The 20,976-nt window shown below is 69.7% G+C and carries 21 protein-coding genes; 8 read left to right on the top strand and 13 right to left on the bottom strand.

From position 1 onward, the window contains the following. Nucleotides 1-72: 72 nt before the first annotated feature. Nucleotides 73-582, top strand: coding sequence for a GlcG/HbpS family heme-binding protein (locus tag ACQQ2N_RS21390; protein WP_440223605.1), 510 nt, complete (start codon nt 73-75; stop codon nt 580-582). Nucleotides 583-678: 96 nt separating this feature from the next. Here ACQQ2N_RS21390 and ACQQ2N_RS21385 read toward each other — a convergent pair whose 3' ends face one another. The 4 genes from ACQQ2N_RS21385 to ACQQ2N_RS21370 form a co-directional block, all read right to left on the bottom strand. Then, nucleotides 679-2,685, bottom strand: a complete 2,007-nt coding sequence (locus ACQQ2N_RS21385; protein ID WP_440223604.1) for a sigma-54-dependent Fis family transcriptional regulator — start codon at nt 2,683-2,685, stop codon at nt 679-681. Nucleotides 2,686-2,781: 96 nt separating this feature from the next. Beyond that, nucleotides 2,782-4,260 carry a LutB/LldF family L-lactate oxidation iron-sulfur protein gene (locus tag ACQQ2N_RS21380; protein ID WP_440223603.1) on the bottom strand — a complete coding sequence of 493 codons (1,479 nt, stop codon included), beginning with the start codon at nt 4,258-4,260 and terminating at the stop codon, nt 2,782-2,784. Beyond that, complete coding sequence (locus ACQQ2N_RS21375; protein ID WP_440223602.1) at nt 4,257-4,937, bottom strand: LutC/YkgG family protein; 681 nt, start codon at nt 4,935-4,937, stop codon at nt 4,257-4,259. The genes ACQQ2N_RS21380 and ACQQ2N_RS21375 overlap by 4 nt, the downstream gene beginning before the upstream one ends. Then, complete coding sequence (locus ACQQ2N_RS21370) at nt 4,934-5,719, bottom strand: (Fe-S)-binding protein (RefSeq protein WP_440223601.1); 786 nt, start codon at nt 5,717-5,719, stop codon at nt 4,934-4,936. Before ACQQ2N_RS21370 ends, ACQQ2N_RS21375 begins: the two co-directional genes overlap by 4 nt. A 93-nt stretch (nt 5,720-5,812) precedes the next feature. Here ACQQ2N_RS21370 and ACQQ2N_RS21365 point away from each other — a divergent pair, with 93 nt between their 5' ends. Both ACQQ2N_RS21365 and ACQQ2N_RS21360 read left to right on the top strand, forming a co-directional pair. Further along, on the top strand, nt 5,813-6,511 hold the full coding sequence (locus ACQQ2N_RS21365; RefSeq protein WP_440223600.1) for a FadR/GntR family transcriptional regulator: 699 nt from the start codon (nt 5,813-5,815) through the stop codon (nt 6,509-6,511). Nucleotides 6,512-6,581: 70 nt separating this feature from the next. Next, on the top strand, nt 6,582-7,835 hold the full coding sequence (locus ACQQ2N_RS21360; RefSeq protein ID WP_440223599.1) for a multidrug effflux MFS transporter: 1,254 nt from the start codon (nt 6,582-6,584) through the stop codon (nt 7,833-7,835). On the opposite strand, the gene ACQQ2N_RS21355 is transcribed toward ACQQ2N_RS21360, so the two are convergent. The 7 genes from ACQQ2N_RS21355 to ACQQ2N_RS21325 all read right to left on the bottom strand — a co-directional run bounded on the left by ACQQ2N_RS21355 (nt 7,826) and on the right by ACQQ2N_RS21325 (nt 13,078). Beyond that, entirely contained in the window at nt 7,826-8,077 is a 252-nt protein-coding gene (locus ACQQ2N_RS21355) for a hypothetical protein (protein ID WP_440223598.1), read from the bottom strand. The genes ACQQ2N_RS21360 and ACQQ2N_RS21355 overlap by 10 nt on opposite strands. Before the next feature lie 67 nt (nt 8,078-8,144). Further along, nucleotides 8,145-9,989, bottom strand: coding sequence for a M2 family metallopeptidase (locus tag ACQQ2N_RS21350; protein ID WP_440223597.1), 1,845 nt, complete (start codon nt 9,987-9,989; stop codon nt 8,145-8,147). A gap of 93 nt (nt 9,990-10,082) precedes the next feature. Further along, nucleotides 10,083-10,538, bottom strand: coding sequence for a hypothetical protein (locus ACQQ2N_RS21345; RefSeq protein ID WP_440223596.1), 456 nt, complete (start codon nt 10,536-10,538; stop codon nt 10,083-10,085). Nucleotides 10,539-10,545: 7 nt separating this feature from the next. Further along, on the bottom strand, nt 10,546-10,818 hold the full coding sequence (gene minE, locus ACQQ2N_RS21340; protein ID WP_440223595.1) for a cell division topological specificity factor MinE: 273 nt from the start codon (nt 10,816-10,818) through the stop codon (nt 10,546-10,548). Nucleotides 10,819-10,820: 2 nt separating this feature from the next. After that, complete coding sequence (minD, locus tag ACQQ2N_RS21335; RefSeq protein ID WP_440223593.1) at nt 10,821-11,633, bottom strand: septum site-determining protein MinD; 813 nt, start codon at nt 11,631-11,633, stop codon at nt 10,821-10,823. A 37-nt stretch (nt 11,634-11,670) separates the two neighbouring features. Continuing rightward, nucleotides 11,671-12,453: a septum site-determining protein MinC gene (gene minC / locus ACQQ2N_RS21330; RefSeq protein WP_440223592.1), complete on the bottom strand. Its 783-nt coding sequence runs from the start codon at nt 12,451-12,453 to the stop codon at nt 11,671-11,673. A 10-nt stretch (nt 12,454-12,463) separates the two neighbouring features. Continuing rightward, nucleotides 12,464-13,078 carry a GNAT family N-acetyltransferase gene (locus tag ACQQ2N_RS21325; RefSeq protein ID WP_440223591.1) on the bottom strand — a complete coding sequence of 205 codons (615 nt, stop codon included), beginning with the start codon at nt 13,076-13,078 and terminating at the stop codon, nt 12,464-12,466. 171 nt (nt 13,079-13,249) lie between these two features. On the opposite strand from ACQQ2N_RS21325, the gene ACQQ2N_RS21320 reads away from it, so the two are divergent. From ACQQ2N_RS21320 to ACQQ2N_RS21310, 3 genes are all read left to right on the top strand, one after another. Beyond that, complete coding sequence (locus tag ACQQ2N_RS21320; RefSeq protein ID WP_440223590.1) at nt 13,250-14,431, top strand: sensor histidine kinase; 1,182 nt, start codon at nt 13,250-13,252, stop codon at nt 14,429-14,431. Beyond that, the gene (locus ACQQ2N_RS21315; protein ID WP_440223589.1) at nt 14,428-15,069 is read left to right on the top strand and encodes a response regulator; all 642 of its coding nucleotides are present in this window, start codon (nt 14,428-14,430) and stop codon (nt 15,067-15,069) included. Before ACQQ2N_RS21320 ends, ACQQ2N_RS21315 begins: the two co-directional genes overlap by 4 nt. 244 nt (nt 15,070-15,313) lie before the next feature. Then, nucleotides 15,314-16,453 (top strand): hypothetical protein, encoded by a 1,140-nt coding sequence (locus ACQQ2N_RS21310; protein ID WP_440223588.1) that lies wholly within the window; start codon nt 15,314-15,316, stop codon nt 16,451-16,453. 116 nt (nt 16,454-16,569) lie between these two features. Here the strand turns inward: ACQQ2N_RS21310 and greB are convergent, their stop codons facing one another. Next, nucleotides 16,570-17,070: a transcription elongation factor GreB gene (gene greB / locus ACQQ2N_RS21305; protein WP_440223587.1), complete on the bottom strand. Its 501-nt coding sequence runs from the start codon at nt 17,068-17,070 to the stop codon at nt 16,570-16,572. 10 nt (nt 17,071-17,080) lie between these two features. Beyond that, the gene (locus ACQQ2N_RS21300) at nt 17,081-18,607 is read right to left on the bottom strand and encodes a helicase HerA-like domain-containing protein (RefSeq protein WP_440223586.1); all 1,527 of its coding nucleotides are present in this window, start codon (nt 18,605-18,607) and stop codon (nt 17,081-17,083) included. 144 nt (nt 18,608-18,751) lie between these two features. Between ACQQ2N_RS21300 and ACQQ2N_RS21295 the strand changes: the two genes are divergently transcribed. Both ACQQ2N_RS21295 and ACQQ2N_RS21290 read left to right on the top strand, forming a co-directional pair. After that, on the top strand, nt 18,752-20,272 hold the full coding sequence (locus ACQQ2N_RS21295) for a transglycosylase SLT domain-containing protein (protein WP_440223585.1): 1,521 nt from the start codon (nt 18,752-18,754) through the stop codon (nt 20,270-20,272). A gap of 67 nt (nt 20,273-20,339) precedes the next feature. Beyond that, on the top strand, nt 20,340-20,855 hold the full coding sequence (locus ACQQ2N_RS21290; RefSeq protein ID WP_440223584.1) for a hypothetical protein: 516 nt from the start codon (nt 20,340-20,342) through the stop codon (nt 20,853-20,855). Nucleotides 20,856-20,976 lie beyond the last annotated feature (121 nt).

Here is a 20,976-nt window from a genome sequence, read left to right as displayed (position 1 = left end):
GGTCGGGCGGCCCGATGCGTTTCGGGCCCGCGCACACGCGGGTCCTTCGATCTCCCTGCAAGGATTCCCAAGATGAACCGACATTCCAAAGCCGCGCTGCGCGCCTGCGCATCGCTCGTCCTCGTCGCCGCCTGCGGCAGCGCCCAGGCGCTGCAGAGCAAGCCCGTGCTATCGCTCGAGGCCGCGCGCAAGATCGTCGACGGCTGCCGCGCCAAGGCCGTCGCGGAAGGCTGGAAGATGAACATCTCCGTCGTCGACGCCGGTGCCGACCTCGTGTCGTTCGAGCGCATGGACGGCGCCGCGCTCGGCTCGATCGACCACGCCCACCTCAAGTCCGAACAGGCCGCGAAGCACGGTTTCTCCACGCGTGGCGCCGCCGAGATGGCGTTCGGCAAGGACGGCAAGCCGGGCCCGCTGCCGGGCCTCGCGACGCTGCCGAAGTTCGTCACGATCGCGGGTGGCCTGCCGATCATGGCCGGCGACGTGCTGATCGGCGGCGTCGGCGTCAGCGGCGAGCACCCGGACCGCGACGAGGCCTGCGCCCAGGCCGGACTCGACGCGGCGAAGTCGCTGCTCAAGTAATCGCTTCGCCGTCGCCTCGCGACGGTGAGCGCAGCCGCAACGAAGAAGGCCCCGCGATCGCGGGGCCTTCTTCGTTTGCGGCGTGGCGCCGGGGCGTCAGCCGATCTGCGTCGGCGAGACGATGTCGTAGCGCTTCATGCGCCGGTAGATCGTCGCGCGGCACAGGCCGAGGTCGCGTGCCGCGTCGGTGATGTTCCAGCGGTGCCGGCGCAACGCGTCGCGAAGCGCGTCTTCCTCGCTCGCGTTGTCGTCGTGGGCGAACGGCACGAGCGCGACCGGCTGCGGGAACGGCAGCACGACCGCGCCGCGCGAGGCTGGCATCGCGGCCGCGTCGACGATGTCCTGCGGCAGGTGTTCGACGTCGACCAGGCCCTCATCGGCCACGGACAGTGCGTAACGCAGCGCGTTGCGCAGCTGGCGCACGTTGCCGGGCCATTCGTAGCCGGTCAGCAACGCACGTGCCTGTGGACTGACCGAACCGTGCAGGCCCATGCCTTCGCTCTCGAGACGCAGCAGGCGGTCGATGAGGAAATCCTTGTCGCTGCGGTCGCGCAGCGGCGGCAGCGCGAGCGTCGCGCCGCACAGGCGGTAGTAGAGGTCTTCTCGGAACGTTCCCGCCGCGATCTGGCGACGCAGGTCGCGGTGCGAGGCGGCGATCACGTTGAGGTCGACGCGCACGGGCTTCTCGGCGCCGAGCGGCAGGATCTCGCGCTCGGACAGCACGCGCAGCAGGCGCGTCTGCAGCTGCAGCGGCATGTCGCCGATCTCGTCGAGGAACAGCGTGCCGCCGTCCGAACGCTGGATCAGGCCCTTCATGCCCTTCGCGCGCGCGCCCGTGAACGTGCCGGGGGTGTAGCCGAACAGCTCGCTCTCGATGAGCGATTCCGGGATCGCCGCGCAGTTGACCGCGACGAAGTTCTGCTCGGCGCGACGGCTGGCGTCGTGCAGTGCACGCGCGAGCACTTCCTTGCCGGTGCCGGTGTCGCCCTGGATCAGAATGCTGACGGGCTTGTCGACGAGGCGGGCGGCACGGTCGAGCAGCTGGCTCATGCGGGCGTCGCCGCCGCCGAGCGTGTGCAGGATGTCGAGGCGTTGCGGGTTCGCGGGCGCTTCCACGGTGGGTGTGTGGCGGATCGGCGCGCTCTTCGGCGCGATCATCGAGGCGTGGAAGACCGAGCCTTCCCAGGTCGTGACGATCGCGCTGCCGTCGCGGCCGGTGCCCTGGGTCAGGCGCCAGATCTCGTCCATGCGCGTGCCGAACACGCCGCTGAGGTGGCTGCCGACGAGATTGCCGCGCGCTTCGCCGTTGAGCAGCGCGGTGTCGAGCAGGCGCAGCTGGCGACGCGCGTCGGAATTCGCACCGACGATGACGCCGTCGCGATCGAACGCGAGCATGAGCTCGCCGGAGACGTCCACGAGCGGACCGGCCGTGCCGAGGCGCAGGATCCAGCGGTCGCGGAACTGCCGCATGAAGTTCGCGTCCTCGATCATGCGCGCGTAGAGCACGGTGAGGTGGCGTGCGAGGTGCTGGCTTTCGCGGCCGTCGGGCGAGTACAGCGCGGACACGTCGAGCGCACCCATGAACACGCCCTGCGGATCGAACAGCGGCGTGCTCGTGCAGCTCAGGCCGACATGGCCGATGTAGAAGTGGTCGTCGCGGTGGCAGGTCAGCGTGACGCGGTCGGCGATGCAGGTGCCGATGCCGTTGGTGCCGGCGTGCACTTCGTTCCAGTTCGCGCCGAGCGACAGGCCGGCGCGGCGCAGCGGCGCGTCCCAGGTGTCGTTGCCGATGTAGTCGAGGGTGATGCCTTCGGCGTCGGTCAGCAGCAGCACGTAGCCGAGCGCGGACACGTGCTTGTAGAGCTGCTCCATGCCGGCGCGCGCGACGTGCAGGTGCTCCTCGTGCTGCTGGCGGCATTCGCGCAGGCGCGTGGAGGTCTCGATGCGCACGTCCGGCCGCAGCGCCGGGTCGAGATCGTGTTCGTGTGCGCAGCGACGCCACGAGGTGTGGATGATGTGCGTGTTCGGATCGAGCCCGACCAGCGGCTCGTCCGAATGCACGACGCGCAGGACGGTGTCGACGTGGTGTGCGGTACTGGCCATCGTGTTTTCCCTCCTGGGCCTGCGCCGGCCGATCCTGCCGGTGCTTGCCCCATGTTTTTGTCTGACGGCCGGATGTTTCCGGTCCGGCGGCCTCCCTCAGGCCGCGGGCTTGCTCGTGTCGTCCATGGGAATCGGTGTCGGACGCCGCTGCGCCAGTCGTTCGCGCAGCGAGCGGGATGCGGGGCGCAAGGCCACGCGGGTATCGGTCCAGCCTGCCTGGCGACCGGGGACGAGGCGACGGCATCGCGTGGCGAGCCACGTGACGAGCCGGTAGATCCGGCTGTTCGCATACACGAGTCGCCAGCCTTTCCAGGCGGCGACCTCGAGCATCCTACGCGCGCCCCCCTGGCCCTTCAACGCCTTGCGCTGCTGTGCCACGGGCTCGTCGTGGCGGGCTGCCTCGCGCAGGCGCATGAGCAGGTCCGGGATCGGGATGCCGACCGGGCAGACCTCGCCACAGGCACCGCACAGGCTCGACGCCGTGGGCAGGTCGCGCGTGGACTCGAGGTTCATGAGGTGCGGCGAGATGATCGCGCCGATCGGGCCGGGGTAGGTCGTGCCGTAGGAAAGCCCGCCGACGCGCGCGTAGACCGGGCAGTGGTTCATGCAGGCGCCGCAGCGGATGCACTGCAGCGTCGCGCGGAAGCGCTCCTCGCGGTAGGCCTGGGTGCGCCCGTTGTCGAGCAGGATCAGGTGCTGCTCGCGCGGGCCGTCCTTCTCGCCCTCGCGGCGCGGGCCGCTGATGACGTTGAGGTAGGTCGTCACGGCCTGGCCGGTGGCCGAGCGCGTGAGCAACGTGAACAACGGTGCCACGTGCTCGAGCCTGGCGATGACCTTCTCGATGCCGGTGATCGCGATGTGCACGTCGGGCACGGTCGTGGACAGGCGGCCGTTGCCCTCGTTCTCGACGAGCACGATCGAGCCGGTCTCGGCGACGAGGAAGTTCACGCCCGATACGCCGATCTTCGCGGTCGCGAACTTGTCGCGCAGCGCGCGGCGGCCGATCGCGATGAGTTCGTTGACGTCCTCGGTGTAGCCGGCGCCGGGGATGTGCTCGGCGAAGATCCTGGCGACGTCTTCCTTGGTCTTGTGGATCGCCGGCATGATGATGTGGCTCGGGCGATCGTGGTCGAGCTGCAGGATGTACTCGCCCATGTCGGTCTCGACGCAGTCGATGCCGTGTTCGGCCATGCGGTGGTTGAGCTCGATCTCCTCGCTCACCATCGACTTGCCCTTGACCATGAGCTTCGCGTCGTGGCGCTGCGCGATCTCGAGGAACAGGCGGTTCGCATCCTCGGCGTTCTCGGCCCAATGCACGTGCACGCCGCGCTCGGCGAGGCGCTCCTCGAGCTGTCCGAGCAGCTGCGGCAGGTTGGCGAGCGCGTACTGGCGGATCGATTCGCCGAGCGCGCGCAGACGGTTGAAGCCGGCGACGTCGGGGAACTGCGCGGCGCGCTTGTCGGTGAGGAAGTCCATCGCGCCACGGAAGCTGCGGCGCAGCACCGGGTCGGCGACGACGATGCGCGCGTTGTCCTTGAACGCGAGTGGATCGGCGACCGGACGCACGGCGCTCACGTCGAGGCCTCGTCGCGCACGAGCAGGATCACGAGCTGCTTCGGCCCGTGCGCGCCGTAGACGAGCAGGCGCTGGATGTCGGCGGTCTTGGACGGTCCCGTCACGAGCAGCACGTTGGTCGGCATCGCCGCGGCCCAGCCCTGCGCGTGCATGGCCGCGTGCAGGGTCGGCTGCAGCGTGCTCGCGCGCAGGATGGCGATGTGCAGCGGCGGTACCAGCGACAGCGTGCGCGGCTCGCGCACGTCGGGCCACAGGATCAGGCTGCCGGTCTCGGCGATGCCGCCGAGCGTGGTCGTGATGCCGGCGTCGACCTCGTTGAACAGCGTCGGCTTGAAGGTCTCGAGCGACTCGTCGTACCAGTGCAGGTCCATCGACGGCAGGACGGCGGCGAGCGTGTCGGCGATCGCGGTGTCGCGTCCGGCGAGCACGCGGCGCAGGCGGCGCTCGGCAACGAGCGCGGCCAGTGCGGCCGGCCAGCCCTCGGGTGTCGTCTCGATCACCTCGGCCTGCCAACCGCGCGCGCGCTCGGCGAAGGACGTGGCGGCGTGGCCCGGCGTCGCGGGCAGGCCGTCGTAATAGCCTTGCACGTCGGGCACGGCGTGCGGCACCGGCGCGTCGGCGTCGCGCAGGCGCGCGAAGATCGCGCTGCGGGCGCGCTGCGAGGCCTGCGCGCTCACGGACCGTGCTCCACGGCGGCGATGCGCAGGCGTTCGCGCAGGAAACTCGCGACATGACGGCCGCGCAGCGGCGTGCCGCGCTTGGCGAGCGTCGAGTTGAGGTTGAGCAGACAGCCGCAATCGGCGCTGACGAACGTGCTGCAGCCGGTCGCGGCGATCGCGTCGAGCTTGTCGCCGGCCATCGCCGCCGAGATCTCGGGATGCTTGACCGAGAACGTGCCGCCGAAGCCGCAGCATTCCGATTCGTGGTCGTGATGGGCGAGCTCGACGCCGGGCAGGGCGGCGAGCACGGCACGGCCGCTGCGCAGCGTGTCCATCTCGCGGCGCGCGCTGCACGAGGTGTGCAGCGCGACCTTCACGGGGGCGTCGTCGGCATCGGCGAGGTCGAGGCCGAGCGTGCCGACCACGAAGTCGGTGAACTCGACGACGCGCGCGGCGATGTCGCGCGCGCGCTTGGAGAGCTCGGCATCGTGCGCGAACAGGCGCGGCCAGTGGTGGTGGATCATGCCCGCGCACGAGCCCGACGGCACGACGATCGGCCACGGTTCGGGGAACAGGTCGAGCTGGGCGCGCGCGACGCGCAGCGCCTCCTCGGGGAAACCGGTCGTGTAGGCGGGCTGGCCGCAGCAGGTCTGGGCCTCGGGGAACGTCACGCGCAGGCCCGCGTGCTCGAGCACGGCGATCGCGTCGAGGCCGGCCTCGGGCTCGAACATGTCGACCACGCAGGTGGCGAAGAAGTAGACGTCGCGCGGCGTCGGCAGGGCTGGAACGGGCGGGCTCATCGGGGTCTCAGGGCTGGCTGGCGGCGAGTGTGGTCCGATGCCGCAGGCGCGGTATATTGGTCAGACCAGTTTTACGAAGCCCGTCGCCGCGCCATGTCCAGCCAGCTCGACCAGGTCACCGCCCATCTCGAACAGGCCGTGCTCGAGGGCCGTTACGCGCCAGGCAAGCGCCTGCCTTCGGAGCGCATGCTGGCCGAGTCGCTCGGGGTGTCGCGCGCGACCGTGCGCGAGGCCGTCGGCAGCCTCGTCTCGCGCGGCTGGCTGGCACGACGCCAGGGCGACGGCACCTACGTGGTCGAGCAGTCCGACCGCCGCATGGCCGAGATCTGGCTCGACATGGCGCAGCGCCATCCGATGCTGCAGGGCGACCTCGTCGAGTTCCGCGCGATGCTCGAGAGCCGCGCCGCCGAGCTCGCCGCCTTGCGCCACGATGCCGCCGATCGCGTACGCCTCGAGGCTGCGCTCGTCGACGTCGACAAGGCCTACGCCGGCTCCGAGCGACGCGAGCAGATCCGCAGCGACGTCGCGTTCCACCGCGCGATCGCCGACGCCACGCACAACCCGGTGTTCTCGTACCTGATCGCCTCGCTGCTCGCGCTGCTGCACGACCACGTGCAGCTCAGCCTCGCCGGCCTCGAGCCGCAGTCACGCACGGCGCAGCAGCTGCGCGTGCAGCACCGCGCGCTGCTCGACGCGATCCTGTCGCGTGATGCCGAACGCGCACGCCGTGCCGCGAGCGGTCACATCGAGTTCGTCGCCGTGCGGCTCAACGCGCTCGCGCGCGGGGCCTGAGCGAAGCGCAGCGGCTTCGCGGCGCCACCACGACGTCCGGCGGATGACGCGCCGGTCGTGAGCGCTTAGCATGCCGCCCCCGATGTCCGCGCCGCCGCCCCCCGCCGAATCCTTCACGCCGCGCGTCCGCGTGCTCGCGCCGCTGCTCGCTGCGCTGGCGATGTTCGGGCCGTTCTCGATCGACACGATGTTCCCGGCGTTCCACGCGATCGCACGCGATCTCGACACGACGCCGGTCGCGATGCAGCAGACGCTGAGCGTGTACATGGTCGCCTACGCGCTCATGTCGCTGCTGCACGGTCCGCTGTCGGACGCGATCGGACGCCGTCGCGTCGTGCTGGGCGGCGTCGCCCTGTTCGTGCTCGCGTCGATCGGTTGCGCGCTGTCGCGCTCGATCGGCGAACTGCTCGTGTTCCGCGCGCTGCAGGGCGTGACGGCGGGCGCCGGCTTCATCGTCGGCCGCGCGATCATCCGCGACTGCTTCACGGGCGCCGACGCACAGCGCCTCATGTCGACCGTATCGATGATCTTCGGCGTCGCGCCCGCGATCGCACCGGTGGTCGGCGGCTGGATCATCGCGTTCGCGCAGTGGCCGATGATCTTCTGGGCGCTCGCGGGTTTCGCGGTGCTGCTGTGGCTGGCGAGCTTCGCGTGGCTGCCCGAGACACATCCACCCGCGCGGCGCCAGCCGCTGTCGCCGCGCGCGATGCTGCACGGCTACCTGCACCTGCTGCGCGATCCGCTGTTCGTGCCGCTCGTGCTCGCGGGCACGCTCGGTTTCAACGCGCTGTTCGTCTACATCGCGTCCGCGCCGGCCTTCGTGATGGGCCTGCTCGGCCTCGACGAGCAGCAGTTCGCGTGGCTGTTCGTGCCCGCGATCGGCGGGCTCATGCTCGGCTCGTTCCTCTCCGGGCGCCTGGCCGGGCGCGTCAGCATGGTCAACTCGGTGCGGCTCGCCTACGCGATCATGCTCGGTGCGTCGGCGCTCAACGTGGCAACGGCGTTCGTGCTGGAGACGTCGCGCGTGCCGTGGTCGGTACTGCCGATCGGCCTGCACGCGATCGGCATCGGCATCGCCATGCCGTCGTTGACGCTGCGCCTGCTCGACCGCTTCCCGCAGCATCGCGGCAGCGCGTCGTCGTTGCAGACGTTCTTCAGCCTCGTGTTCTGCGCACTGCTCGCGGGCGTGGTCTCGCCGCTGATCTCGGGCAGCGCGGTCGCACTCGCGCTGACCGCCGCGGGCACCACGCTCGCCGGTGCGATCGCGTGGATCGCCTGCCGCGTCGTCGAGCGGCGCCTGCCGCCCGGCGAGGCTCAGGTCTGAGTCGCGGGCGGCGCGGCGCCGCCGCCGAGGATCTGGCGCAGCATGCCGAACACCTCGTCCTTGGTGCCGATGACGTTGAGATGGTTCTCGCGCGAGACCTCGGTGCCGAGGTTCACGGTGTAGGCGAGGCCGAGATCGTTGCCGTCCTCGTCGTAGCGGTTGAACGTGTCGACCTTGCCGACGTAGGCGATGCGGTTGGCGTCGACGAAGCGGCCGTCGGGCAGCTTGATCCAGCGTTGCATGGTGTATCCCCCGGTGTGGTGTCGCGCCCGGTCCGCCCGCCTCGCGGCGGCCGGACCGTGCCTGCGCTTACGAACCCTGCTTCCAGCCGCAGGTCTTGCCTTCGTTCTGCTTGGCCAGCCACGCGTTGAGCGGCTCGAAGTAGTCGAGGATCGCGCTCGCGTCCATGCCGTCATCACCGGTCAGCGTCTTGAGCGTCTCCTGCCAGGGCTGGCTCGAGCCCTTGCCGAGCATGGCCCAGAACGCCTCGCCGGCCTCCTTGTTGCCGAAGATCGAGCATTCGTGCAGCGGGCCTTCGTGACCGGCCTTCCTGCACAGCGCGCGCTGGAACTGGAACTGCAGGATATGGGCGAGGAAGTAGCGCATGTACGGCGTGTTGCCGGGCACGTGGTACTTCGCGCCGGGATCGAAATCCTGCTCGGTGCGCGGCACGGGCGCCGACACGCCCTGGTACTTCACGCGCAGGTCCCACCACGCGGCGTTGTAGTTCTGCGGCGTGATCGAGCCGTCGAACACGCCCCAGCGCCATTCGTCGATGAGCTTGCCGAACGGCAGGAACGCGATCTTCTTGAGCGCGAGCTGCATCTGCGCGTTGACCAGCGCCTTGTCGTTCGCGCGCGTCTTGCCGGCGAGGCCGATGCGGTTGAGGTAGGCCGGCGTCAGGTTGAGCTCGACGGTGTCGCCGATCGCCTCGTGGAAGCCGTCGTGCGCGCCGTTCTGGAACAGCGGCGGCAGGCCGTTGTAGGCCAAGTAGTAATAGATGTGGCCGAGCTCGTGGTAGATCGTGCGGAAGTCTTCCTCGGTCGGCGTGATGCACATCTTGATGCGCACGTCGCCTTCGAGGTTGAGGTCCCACGCGCTCGCGTGGCAGACCACGTCGCGGTCGCGCGGGCGCACGAACTGCGAACGCTCGTAGAACGTCGCCGGCAGCGCCGGCATGCCGAGCGAGGTGTAGAACGCCTCGGCGCTGCGCACCATCTTCTCGGGCGTGTACTTCTGGCGCTTGAGCGCGGCGTCGACGTCGATGCCGGCCACGCCCGGGAACGGCTGCACGAGCTCGTACAGCGCCGACCAGTCCTGCGCCCACATGTTGCCGGTGATGTGCGCGGGGATGGTTCCGTCGGTCGGCATGCGCTTGCCGTACTTCTTGTCGAGGCGGCCGCGCACGAAGCACTGCAGCTGCGTGTACAGCGGTTCGACCTGGCCCCACAGGCGCTCGGTCTCGGCGCGCATCGCCTGCGGCTCCATGTCGTAGCCCGAGCGCCACAGCTCGCCGGCATCGCCGTAGCCGGTGTCGCGCGCACCCTCGTTGAGCAGTTCGGCGAAGCGCTGGTAGTCGGGGCGCATCGCGCGCGCGACGCCGTGCCAGCCCTGCCAGGCCTCGAGGTTGGCATCCCAGGCGCGATTCGTCGCCATCGTCTGCGAGAGCTGGTCGAGGTTGCGGCAGGTCTTCTCGTCCTGCGGGTTCTTGCAGGCCTTGCCGGCGCCGTAGGCGGCGTTGAGGCGCGAGCCGAGCCCGGCCATCTCGGCGAGGTGGGCCGGATCCTCCGGTGCGGGCATCGGGCTCAGGCGCTCGAGCAGTTCGATCGAGCGTGCGGTCGGTGCCGACATGCCCGCGCCCTCGTAGGCGCGCGAGGCGTCGATCGCTTCCTTGAGGCGGGTCAGCGAGCGCTCGCTCGCTTTCGACTCGAGCACTTCGGTGTCGCGGCTGATGTAGGTGTTGGCGACCCACTGCGCGGCGACCTCCTCGACGTAGTGGTCGCGGATCGACTGGTTGACGCCGGCGACGAACGCGTCGGCCTCGGCGGCGGTCTTGACCGGCGGCGCGGCGGTGTCGGCGCGCTTGGGCGTGGTCGTGCAGGCGCTCGCGGCGAGCGCGCAGGAAAGGGCTAGAAACAGTCGCGTGGACGTCACGAAAGAGCTCCCCGTCAGATCGGTCGGGCAGTCTGGACCGCGCGCTCGCGGGCGCGCAAGAGGCAGGCGGGGAGGGTGTGAAGCGGTGCTCGCTCAGCGCGCGGGAAGCAGTCCGCGCTCGGCCAGCCAGAGCCGTGCGTCGTCGGCATCGCGCTCGAACCAGGCGCGCGTCGAGCCGAGCCGGAACGTGTAGCCCCAGGCGTCCATGTCGGCCATGAGGCGCTCGCTGCCGACATCGGGCAGGGCATCGGCGAGCACCACCTGCAGGTAGCAGGTGGCGTCTTCCTCGGCGACCGAGTCGCTCGCATCGGTGTGCACGCCGGCGCGACGCTCGGGAGGCAGCACGGCGAGGTGGCAGCTCTCGTGCAGCAGCGAATGCACGGGCGTGTCGCCGCGTGCGTAGACGGTGCTGCCGATCACGCCGGCTTCGGGATCGCCCCAGAAGCTGCCCGGGATCGGCGCGCCGTCGGCGACACGCTCGAGGCGCAGGCCGTGCTGCGCGAGCAGTGCGTCGACGGACGCGCCGTCGATGTCGGCCAGCGTCAGCACGCGCGCATCAGTCGGCGCCGGTGGCGGTGCCCTTCTCGGGCAGCGCGACCGACAGTTCGAGCACTTCGTGGTCGCCGTCGCGCTCGACGTTGATCAGCACGGCGTCGGGATCGACGTTGACGTACTTCTTGATCACCTCGAGCAGCTCGCGGCGCAACGTCGGCAGGTAGTCCGGGCTGCCGCGTTGCGCACGTTCCTGCGCGACGATGATGCGCAGGCGCTCCTTGGCGACGTTGGCGGTGTTCTTCGGTCGGGCCTTGAAGAAATCGAGGATTCCCATGCTCAGCTCCCGAAGATGCGTGCGAACAGGCCTTTCTTCGTCGCGTCGATGAAGCGCAGCGGACGGCTCTCGCCGAGCAGGCGCGCGACCGCGTCCTCGTAGGCGTGGCCGGCGTGGGAACTGTCGTCGAGGATCACCGGCACGCCGGCGTTCGAGGCCGCGAGCACGCCTTCGGATTCCGGGATCACGCCGATCACCTCGATGCCGAGGATCTCCTGCACGTCCTTGACGCTCATCATGTCGCCCGTCTCGACGCGGTTCGGGTTGTAGCGCGTCAGCAGCAGGTGCTGGGCGACGGCGCCCTCGCCGAGTTCGGCCTTGCGCGTCTTGCTCGACAGCAGACCGAGGATGCGGTCCGAATCGCGCACGCTCGAGACTTCCGGGTTGACCACGACGACCGCCTGGTCGGCGAAGTACATCGCGAGCGCGGCGCCCTTCTCGATGCCGGCGGGCGAGTCGCAGATGACGAAATCGAAGCCGTCCTCGCGCAGGCCGTTGAGCACGGTCTCGACGCCTTCCTTGGTGAGCGCGTCCTTGTCGCGCGTCTGCGACGCGGCGAGCACGAACAGCGTGTCGTAGCGCTTGTCCTTGATGAGCGCCTGCTTGAGCGTGCACTCGCCGTGGATGACGTTGACGAAGTCGTACACGACGCGGCGCTCGCAGCCCATGATGAGGTCGAGGTTGCGCAGGCCGACGTCGAAATCGATGACGGCGACCTTCTTGCCGCGCTTGGCGAGGCCGACCGACAGCGACGCACTCGTCGTGGTCTTGCCCACTCCGCCCTTGCCGGACGTGACGACGATGATTTCAGTCAAGGTCCATTCTCCGTGTGGCTCTTGTGATGGTCCGCGGTCAGCCGAGCCTGGCCAACAGCAGTTTTTCCCCCTCCAGCCACGCCTGCACGGGCTTGCCACGCAGGTCGGCGGGAAGATCCTCGAACACCCGGTAGTGCCCCGCGATCGAGACGAGCTCGGCGTGGAACTCCTGGCAGTAGATGCGTGCGCTCTCGTCGCCCTGCGCGCCGGCCAGCGCGCGGCCGCGCAAGGCGCCGTAGACATGGATCGAACCGTCGGCGATCACTTCGGCACCGTTGGCGACGAGCTTGGTCAGCACGAGGTCGCCGCCGCGCGCGTAGACCTGCTGCCCCGAGCGCACGGGCGCGTCCTGATGCAGCGTGCCGGTGCGGCGGCTCGGTGGCGGAGGCGTCGGGCGTGAAGCAGCGGGCTCGGGTGCGACAGGCGCGGGCGCCGTGGTTGCCGCAGGGCCGGGCACTTCGACGAGCGGTTCGCCGGCGCGCTCGAACGCGGCGCGGAACTTGGCGAACAGCGGCACGTCGAGCGCGCGCGCGAGCGCCTCGTTCTCGGTGGTGCCGTACGAGAGTCCGACCGGCAGCATGCCCGCGGCGTGGATGCGCGCGAGCAGGTCGCGCACGTCGGTTTCGGCCGGCAGCGCGGGCAGGTGGCTCAGGTCGAGCACGACCGGCGTGCGCGAGAACAGCTGCGGTGCGGTGGCGAGTTTCGACGCGAGCTCGGCGGCCATGCCGTCCGGGTCGTAGCGCTTGAGGCGCAGGTTCGCGATGCCGACCTGGCCGAACTTGAGCTCGGCCGCGGGTTCGAAGGATTTCGGATCCGCCATGGACGCGCGGTCAGCCGCCGCTCGCGCGCGCGGCGCGAGGTTCGGTGGGCGCGGGCAAGCGCTCGGCCAGCCACGGCTGGGCAGGCAGGTGGCCCGGACCGGCGGCGAGGTAGGTGTCGCGCACGAACTCGTAGCTGCACAACGACTTGGCGAGCAGGCTCACCGGTCGGCCCACGCCGGGCATGACGTGCTGACCGACCTCGTTGAAGCCGTAGGTGCCGTGGAACAGCACGGCGACGTCGTCGCGCGGCTCGAGGAACACCTCGCAGGTGAGCAGTGGCACGCGGACCTCGGCGTAGCTCGTCACGTCGCAGTAGAAGATGCGGCCGAGGCCGAGGCCGCGGTACGGCTCGGCGATGACGATGCGGTCGATGTAGACGAACTCCGGGTAGCGCTCGCGGAACCACAGGAAGTTGGGGCTCGAGTAGTCCACCGAGGCGTGCATCGCCATGAGGAAGCCGGCGATCACGCCATCCACTTCGGCGACGCGGAAGTACGAGGCGTTCGCGTGGAACCAGCGCATCCGGGCCGCGTCGAGCGCGAGGATGCTGTGTCCGACGGCGTTGTTGAGCGCGAGCGCGGAATCGAGCTCGTGCTCGCGCACGTCGCGGATGACGAGGGTCATGCTGTCGGTTGCTCCGGCAGGGTGCGGCGCTCGACCCGGGGGCGGCGCGGATGGCGGCGATTATCGCATGCACCCGGACACAGGGCCATGAAAAAAATGTAGGCCGCCAGGTCGCCCGGGAATGACCAATGGGCAGGTTGCGGGGCGCGGTCCGGCGCCTATCATGGCCGCATGGCGCTGCCGTACATCAACCACGTCCAGCTGCTGCGCTACGCGAGCCTGTTCACCTACGCGTGCGTCGGCATCCCGCTGCTCAACTACGACACCGTCGTGGACGAAATGATCGGGCGTGGCCGGCCGGCGTACTTCTACGACCTGTGGCTGGGTTGCTACATCACGTTCGGACTCGTGTTCTGGTACCTCACCCACGACATGGGCGTGCGCCACCCCACGGCGCTGCGCCGGGTCTGGCAGATCGCGCTGCTCCTGTTGCTCAACGGGCTCGCGCTCGCGGTGGGCTGGCTCAGCCAGAGCGCGCTGTCGGCGCTCTTCCTCGTCGTCGTGTCGGTGACACTGCCGTGGATCCTGCCACCGCTGGTCGGCCTCGTCTGGATGGTCCTGCAGAACTTCTCGGTCCTGCCGATCTTCGCGAGCTGGCCGGACTGGTCGTTCACGCTGGCCTTCATGCAGTCGAGCCTCTACCTCGGCATCTCGGTACTGAGTTTCGTGACCTCCCTCGTGGCCAAGCAGCAGGCCGAGGCGCGCGACGAGCAGCGGCGACTCAATGCCGAGCTGCGCGCGACACGCGCGCTGCTCGCCGAGTCGAGCCGCCTCGGCGAGCGCATGCGCATCTCGCGCGAGCTGCACGACCTGGTCGGCCACCATCTCACCGCGCTGAGCCTCAACCTCGAGGTCGCCAGCCACCTCGTCGCCGGACAGGCCCAGGAGCACGTGCGCCAGGCCCAGTCGGTCGCGCGCCTGTTGCTCTCGGACGTGCGCGAGGTGGTCAGCCAGCTGCGCGAGGACGACAGCATCGATCTCACCGGCGCGCTGCGCGGCCTCGTGGAAGGTGTGCCCGGCCTCGCGATCCACCTCGAACTGCCGCCGCGTTTCGCGGTCGACGACGCGCGGCGCGCGCAGGTCCTGCTGCGCTGCGCGCAGGAGATCATCACCAACGCGGTGCGCCACGCCGGTGCGCGCAACCTGTGGCTCGCGTTCGAGCGCGACGGCAAGGGTGGCATCGCCATCCGTGCCCGCGACGACGGTCGCGGTGCGCCGCAGCTCAGGCACGGCAACGGACTCAACGGCATGCGCGAGCGCCTGTCGCAGTTCGGCGGCCGCCTCGATATCGTCACGGCCAGGGGCGAGGGCTTCGCGCTCGATGCCTGGCTGCCACTGGAGGGAACGCAATGATTTCGGTCTGCCTCGTCGATGACCAGACCCTGGTGCGCCAGGGCATCCGCTCGCTGCTCGAGCTTTCGGACTCGATCCGCGTCGTGGCCGAGGCGGGCGACGGCGCGCAGGCGGTCCAGCTGATCCCGCAGGTGAAGCCCGATGTCGTCCTGCTCGACATGCGCATGCCCGGCATGTCGGGCCTTGACGTGCTGAACGCACTGGCCGGAACGAACCAGTTGCCGCCGACGATCATCCTGACCACGTTCGACGACGATCAGCTGGTGCTGGCGGGCCTCAAGGCCGGTGCACGCGGCTACCTCCTCAAGGACGTCTCGCTCGACCAGCTCGTCGATGCGGTCAAGGTCGTGGCCGGAGGCGGCTCGCTGGTCGCGCCGGTGGTCACGCAGCGGCTGCTGTCGGGCCTGGAGCGCATGCACAACGACTTCACGAGCCTGGACCGCCCCGATCCGCTCACCGAGCGCGAGACCGGCATCCTGCGGCTCATGGCGGGCGGCTACAGCAACAAGGAGATCGCCAATTCGCTGGGGGTTGCCGAAGGCACGGTCAAGAACCACGTGTCCAACATCCTGTCCAAGCTCGGCGTGCGCGACCGTACGCGCGCGGTCCTGAAGGCTTTCGAGCTCGGCATCGTCTGAGCGCCCCGATCCTGTCGCGGGCCTTTCATGTGGGCCATTCGGCCCGTAGCCACCGCGCCCCGGACTCAAGTACCATGCCCGGCCTACGGGCGCGGGTGCGTGGGGGAGCAGGCGTCGATCGCGACGTCGGGCCTCACCCGCGACAGCCCGGTTCGCTGCGTGCCGGAGGGCCCGGAGATCGGCCGGTCCGGCGCGCGATCATGTCGTGGAGAGGCTTGGAATGACACGTGTTCTAGAGTTGCTGGTGTCCCTGTTGATCGTGGGCGCGCTGATCGTGCTGGTCGGTGTGTTCCTGCCCTCGAGTGGCCGCGTCGAGCGTTCCGTCGAGGTGTCCAGCCCCGTGCGGCAGATCTACGACACGATCAATACGCTGCAGCGCTTCCCGGAATGGTCGGCCGAGCGCCGCATGGACCCGACGATGCGCGTCGAGTTCTCGGGCCCGCGCGACGGCGTCGGTGCGAAGGTGGACTACCACGCGACGAGCCAGGCGGTCGGCGACGGCAGCCTCGAGATCGCCTCGTCCGACCAGGACAGCCAGGTCAAGTACGCGGTCACGAACACGTGGGCCGGCACCAACAAGACCTACACGATCCGCATCGATCCGGCCGCGAACGCGAAGACCTCGCGTATCTACTGGACCTACGAGGTCGACTACGGCTGGAACCTGATGTGGCGCTACGCGGGCCTGTACATCCACGGCACGCCGGACAACATGGTCCAGGCGAACGTGGCCAACCTGTCCAACATGCTCGCCACGTTCCCGAACACCGACTACTCGAACCAGGACATCCAGGTCGCCGACGTCGTCGGCAAGCCGATGCTGTTCCTGTCGGTCAAGGCGCCGCGCACGCTCGACGAGGTCGCCGAGGCGACGGATGCCGCCGCCGCGCGCATCGAGGCCGTCATGAAGAAGGCCGGCCTCAACGCCGCCGGTCCGCGCATGACGATCACCTCGAACTGGGGTGACGACAGCTACTCGTTCGATGTCGCGATCCCGGTCGACAACGCGACGTTCACGCTCGACAAGAACAGCTACACGATCCCGGCCGCCGCTTCGCACGCCGCCGACGCATCGTCGGGCTTCATCGACGACGAGCCCGCCGCGCCGGCGACGACGACGGTCGGCCAGGTCGACGACAAGGGCTACCTCGTGCTCGAGGACGAGGTCCGCGCGACGACCGGCTACACCGGCAAGGCGCTCGTGACCGACTACACCGGCAGCGCCGCGGCGCTCCCGCTGCTCCGCCTGCAGGAGAAGGCCTGGGCCGAGACCCACGGCTACGAGTACAGCGAGATGAACGGCGGTCGCTTCTGGGACGAGATCACCGGTACCGACGAGGCCGGCGAGTCGACCTATCGCGTCTACCTGCCCGTCACGCCCTGATCGCACCGGCGCAGGCCTGAAGCCTGCGCGAGGCGACACGAAGACCCCGGCTTTGCGCCGGGGTTTTTCGTTTGCGGGGCCTCGCGCCGTGGTGCACGCGAGGACGGTGCGGCGCTTCAGCCGTCGTAGGCGACCGAGACCACGAGGTAGGCGTGCGTGCCCGACGGCGTGGCGACCTCGAACTCGTCGCCGACGCGGCGCTTGAGTGCGGCACGCGCGAGCGGCGCATCGATGCTGATCGCGTTCGTCGCGGCCGAGGTCTCGTCGGAGCCGACGATTCGGTAGGCCGTGGTCGCACCGTCGTCGTCCTCGAGCACGAAGCGCGCACCGAAGAAGATCGCCTGCGGGTCCGCGGGCACGCCCTCCGCGACGCGCAGGTCCGGAATGCGCTTGCTCAGGTAGCGCACGCGGCGGTCGATCTCGGCGAGCTGCTTCTTGCGGTAGATGTATTCGGCGTTCTCGGAGCGGTCGCCTTCGGCCGCAGCCGCCGTGATCGCGGCGACCACCTCGGGCCGGCGCACGCGCCAGAGGTCGTCGAGCTCGGCCTGCAGGCGCTGCTTGCCTTCGGCGGTGATCAGCGGCGACGACACCGCCGCGGGAGGACGCCAGCGACCCAACGCGCGATCCTCAGCGCGAGCGGAAGATGCTGCCGAGCAGGCCGCGCACGATCTTGCCACCGCCGAGCTGGCGACCGATCTGGCTGGCGACGCTGCGTGCGGCCGTTTTCGACATCGTCTCGAGGATGCCTTGGCGGCGCGACGTGCCTAGCACGGCATCCTTGACCGCGTCGGTCCAGCCGCGCTCCTCGGCCGGCGCGCCGGCCTTGGCCTTGCCGCCCTTGCCGGCGGGTGCGGGCGCCGCGGCAGCCTCCGCCTCGGCCTCGCTCGCGGCGCGTGCGGCTAGCATCTCGTAGGCCGATTCGCGGTCGATCGAGGTGTCGTAGCGCGCGCCGACCGGCGAGCGCGAACGCACCGTGGCGCGCTCCTCGGGCGTGATCGTGCCGATGCGGCAGCCCGGTGACGCGATCAGCGCGCGCTGCACGGGCAGCGGCACGCCGCCGTCCTGCAGCGTCGTCACGAGTGCCTCGCCGACTGCGAGCTGGGTGATCGCCTCGACCACGTTCACGGACGGGTTCGGCGGGAAGGTCTCGGCGGCCGCGCGCACGGCCTTCTGGTCGCGCGGCGTGAACGCACGCAGCGCGTGCTGCACGCGGTTGCCGAGCTGGCCGAGCACGACCTGCGGCACGTCGTCGGGATTCTGCGAGCAGAAGTACACGCCGACACCCTTGGAGCGGATCAGGCGCACGACCTGCTCGATGCGCTGCACGAGCGCGGGCGGCGCACCGTCGAACAGCAGGTGCGCCTCGTCGAAGAAGAACACGAGCTTCGGGCGATCGAGGTCGCCGGCCTCGGGCAGGGTCTCGAACAGCTCCGACAGCATCCACAGCAGGAACGTCGCGTAGAGGCGCGGCTTGAGGATGAGCTTCTCGGCCGCGAGGATGCTGATGATGCCGCGCCCGGACATGTCCTGGCGCATGAAATCGGCGAGGTCGAGCGCGGGCTCGCCGAAGAAGTGGTCGGCGCCGGCTTCCTCGAGCGTCAGCAACGCGCGCTGGATCGCCGCGATCGAGGCGCTGCCGATCAGGCCGTACTTCTGCGAGATGACCTTCGCGTTCTCGCTCGCGTGCGTGAGCATCGCGCGCAGGTCCTTGAGGTCGAGCAGCAGCAGGCCGTCGTCGTCGGCCGCTCGGAACACCACCTCGAGCACGCCTTGCTGGGTGTCGTTGAGCTCGAGCAGGCGGCCGAGCAGGGTCGGGCCCATGTCCGAGATCGTCGTGCGCACGGGATGGCCGAGTGCACCGTGCAGGTCCCAGAAGATCACCGGGTTCGCTCCGGCCTGCCAGGTCGTGCCGAGGCGCTCGAGGCGTGCCTGCAGCTTGTCGTTCATCGCGCCGGCCTGCGACAGCCCGGCGAGATCCCCCTTCACGTCGGCGAGGAACACCGGCACGCCGAGCTTGGAGAAGCCCTCGGCGAGCAGCATCAGCGTCACCGACTTGCCGGTGCCGGTCGCGCCGGCGACGAGGCCGTGACGGTTCGCGTAGCGCGAGCGCAGCAGGACCTCGATGTCGCTCTTGCCGATGAGGATGTCGTTCACGCGTGGACCCCGTGCTGCGATGGTGGGCGATGCGCGGCATTGTAGGGTGCGCGCGCTCGGGCGTGTGGCCGCGAGAACGGCTTGCGTTTGCCGCCCGTGGCGCGGCTCGGTTACCGTTGCCTGTCGCCCACCCGGAAAACCGCCATGCCCGTGTTGTCCCGCTGTGTCCTCGCCGCGCTCGTCGCGACCCTCACCGCGTGCGCGGGCGCCGGGACCAAGCCGTCGCAGGGACGTGCCAACGGCAAGGTCGACGAGGACGCCGTCAACGCGCTGTACGCGCAGCTCGACGCAGACGCGCGCCGCTACGAGGCCGCGCTGCAGCTCGGGCGCGGCGGCGAAGGCGTGCGTGCGCGTGACGAGGTCAAGGCCTCGCTCGACGACCTGCAGGGTGCCGCGGCGCGCTGCGACGCGCTCGCGGGATGCGACGCGAACCGCTTCCTGTCGACCTACGACCGCCTGCTGCGCCTCGGCGTCGACTACGTCGCCGACGAAGCAGGCGAGGACGCCGTCGCGGCCGGAACCGATGCGCCCGGCGACACCGCGGGCGAGGATTCGCCGCTGGTCGCGAGCCTGCCCGCGCTCGAGCGCACGATCACGCTGCTCAAGGGCCGCGAGCTCGCCGAGATCATGACCCTCAACGATCCGGTCAAGGCCGGCCTCGAGCAGTGGCTCACGCAGTACCGCCCGAACCTGATGGCCGCGTACGTGCAGTACCAGTTCATGCGCTACCGCATGTGGCCCGAGTACCACCGCGCCGGCCTTCCCGAGGCGCTGCTGTTCGGCATGCTGGCCAAGGAATCGGGTGGCCGCGTGCACGCGGTGTCACGTGCGGGTGCGTCGGGCCCGCTGCAGTTCATGTACGCGACCGGCCAGCGTTTCGGCCTCGGCAGCGTCGACGGCTTCGACACGCGCTTCGACCCGGGCCTGTCGGCACGCGCGAACGCGGCCTACATCAACGAGCAGCTCGCGATCTTCAACGGCAACCTCGAACTCGTCGTCGCCGCGTACAACGGCGGCGAGGGCCGCATGCAGCGCCTCGCCGGCCGCGGCGGCGCGACGAGCTTCTGGGATCCCAAGGTCTACGGCGAGCTGCCGTCCGAGACGCGCGACTACGTGCCGATGGTGCTCGCCGCAGCGTGGCTGTTCCTGCATCCGGAGCGCTACCGCCTGCAGTTCCCGAAGGTCGACGGCCGCGCCGGCAACCTCGTGCTCAAGCAGCCGGCGACGCTCGCCGAACTGACCGTGTGCCTCGGCAACGAAGGCGTGCAGGATGGCTGGTTCCGCGTGCTGCGCAACCTCAACCCGGCGCTCGATCCGCAGACCAAGCTCGCGGTCGGCACGCGTCTGGAAGTGCCGGCGCAGCTCGAGGCCGTCTATGCGAGCTCGTGCACGAGCGGCCGCTGGGCCACGCTTGCGGGCGAACTCAGCTCCGCCACCGCGACGACCTCGGCCGCGAAGCCCGCCGCCGCACGTGCGGCACGCTCGGGACCGTCGACGACGACGCGCAGCTACACGGTGCGCAAGGGCGACAATCTCGGTGCGATCGCACGTCGCTCGGGCTGCGCCAAGGTCGAGGATCTGGCGAAGGCGAACGGCATCCGTGGGCCGCATTACCCGATCCGCGTCGGTCAGGTGATCCGCCTGACGGGGTGTTCAGCGCGCTGAGGGCAGCGCCGTGTGGCGGACCCATGGAGGGTATCGGCATGCCGCGATCGTGTTCCAGGAGGCCATCATGAAGATCGCCGACATTTCCCTGGCCGACATCCGCGCAGGATCGAACTGGCGTGTCACCACGCCCGAACCCGTCGATGACGATCTTCCGCTCGAGGCGTTGGACATCGAGCTACTCGGTGCGTACCGGCCGGAGGATCGTGTCGTCTACGCAGGTCTCAAGGTACATCTCGCCCTGGAGGGAGAGCCCGATGGCGATGCCCGTCCGGCGGCGACGTGCATCCACGCGCCTGAAGATCCCGCCGAACTGCGCGCCGATCAACGTGCGGTCGTGCGCCCGCTCCTGATGATCAAGTGCGTGGAAGACACCGGCTGGGACTACTGCGAGTTCGCGTCGCAAGGCTGGCGGCAAGTCGGCCTGGTGCGAAATCCGAATCCGCCTTTCACCCACGAATACTTCGCTGATCCGTTGCCGGACGACGCGGAGTTCTGCATCGAACTCGAATCGGACGGTGCGACCCTGGGAAGCCTGAGCCGGGAAGGGTTCCGGCGCTGGATCGGTTATCTAGGGGCTTGAACCGCGGGGCCGTGCACGATGATCCGGTACGGGGTCAGGTTCATTTGCCCGACGCGAACGCCACCTGCCTGGACGTCGTCGGGGGCAAATGAACCTGACCCCAGCTCTCGGCGCCGCTTCA

Source organism: Dokdonella aquatica (assembly GCF_051987395.1).
GTDB lineage: Bacteria > Pseudomonadota > Gammaproteobacteria > Xanthomonadales > Rhodanobacteraceae > Dokdonella.
Note: the sequence above shows the minus strand (reverse complement) of the source record. Positions and strands in the feature narration are given on the sequence as shown.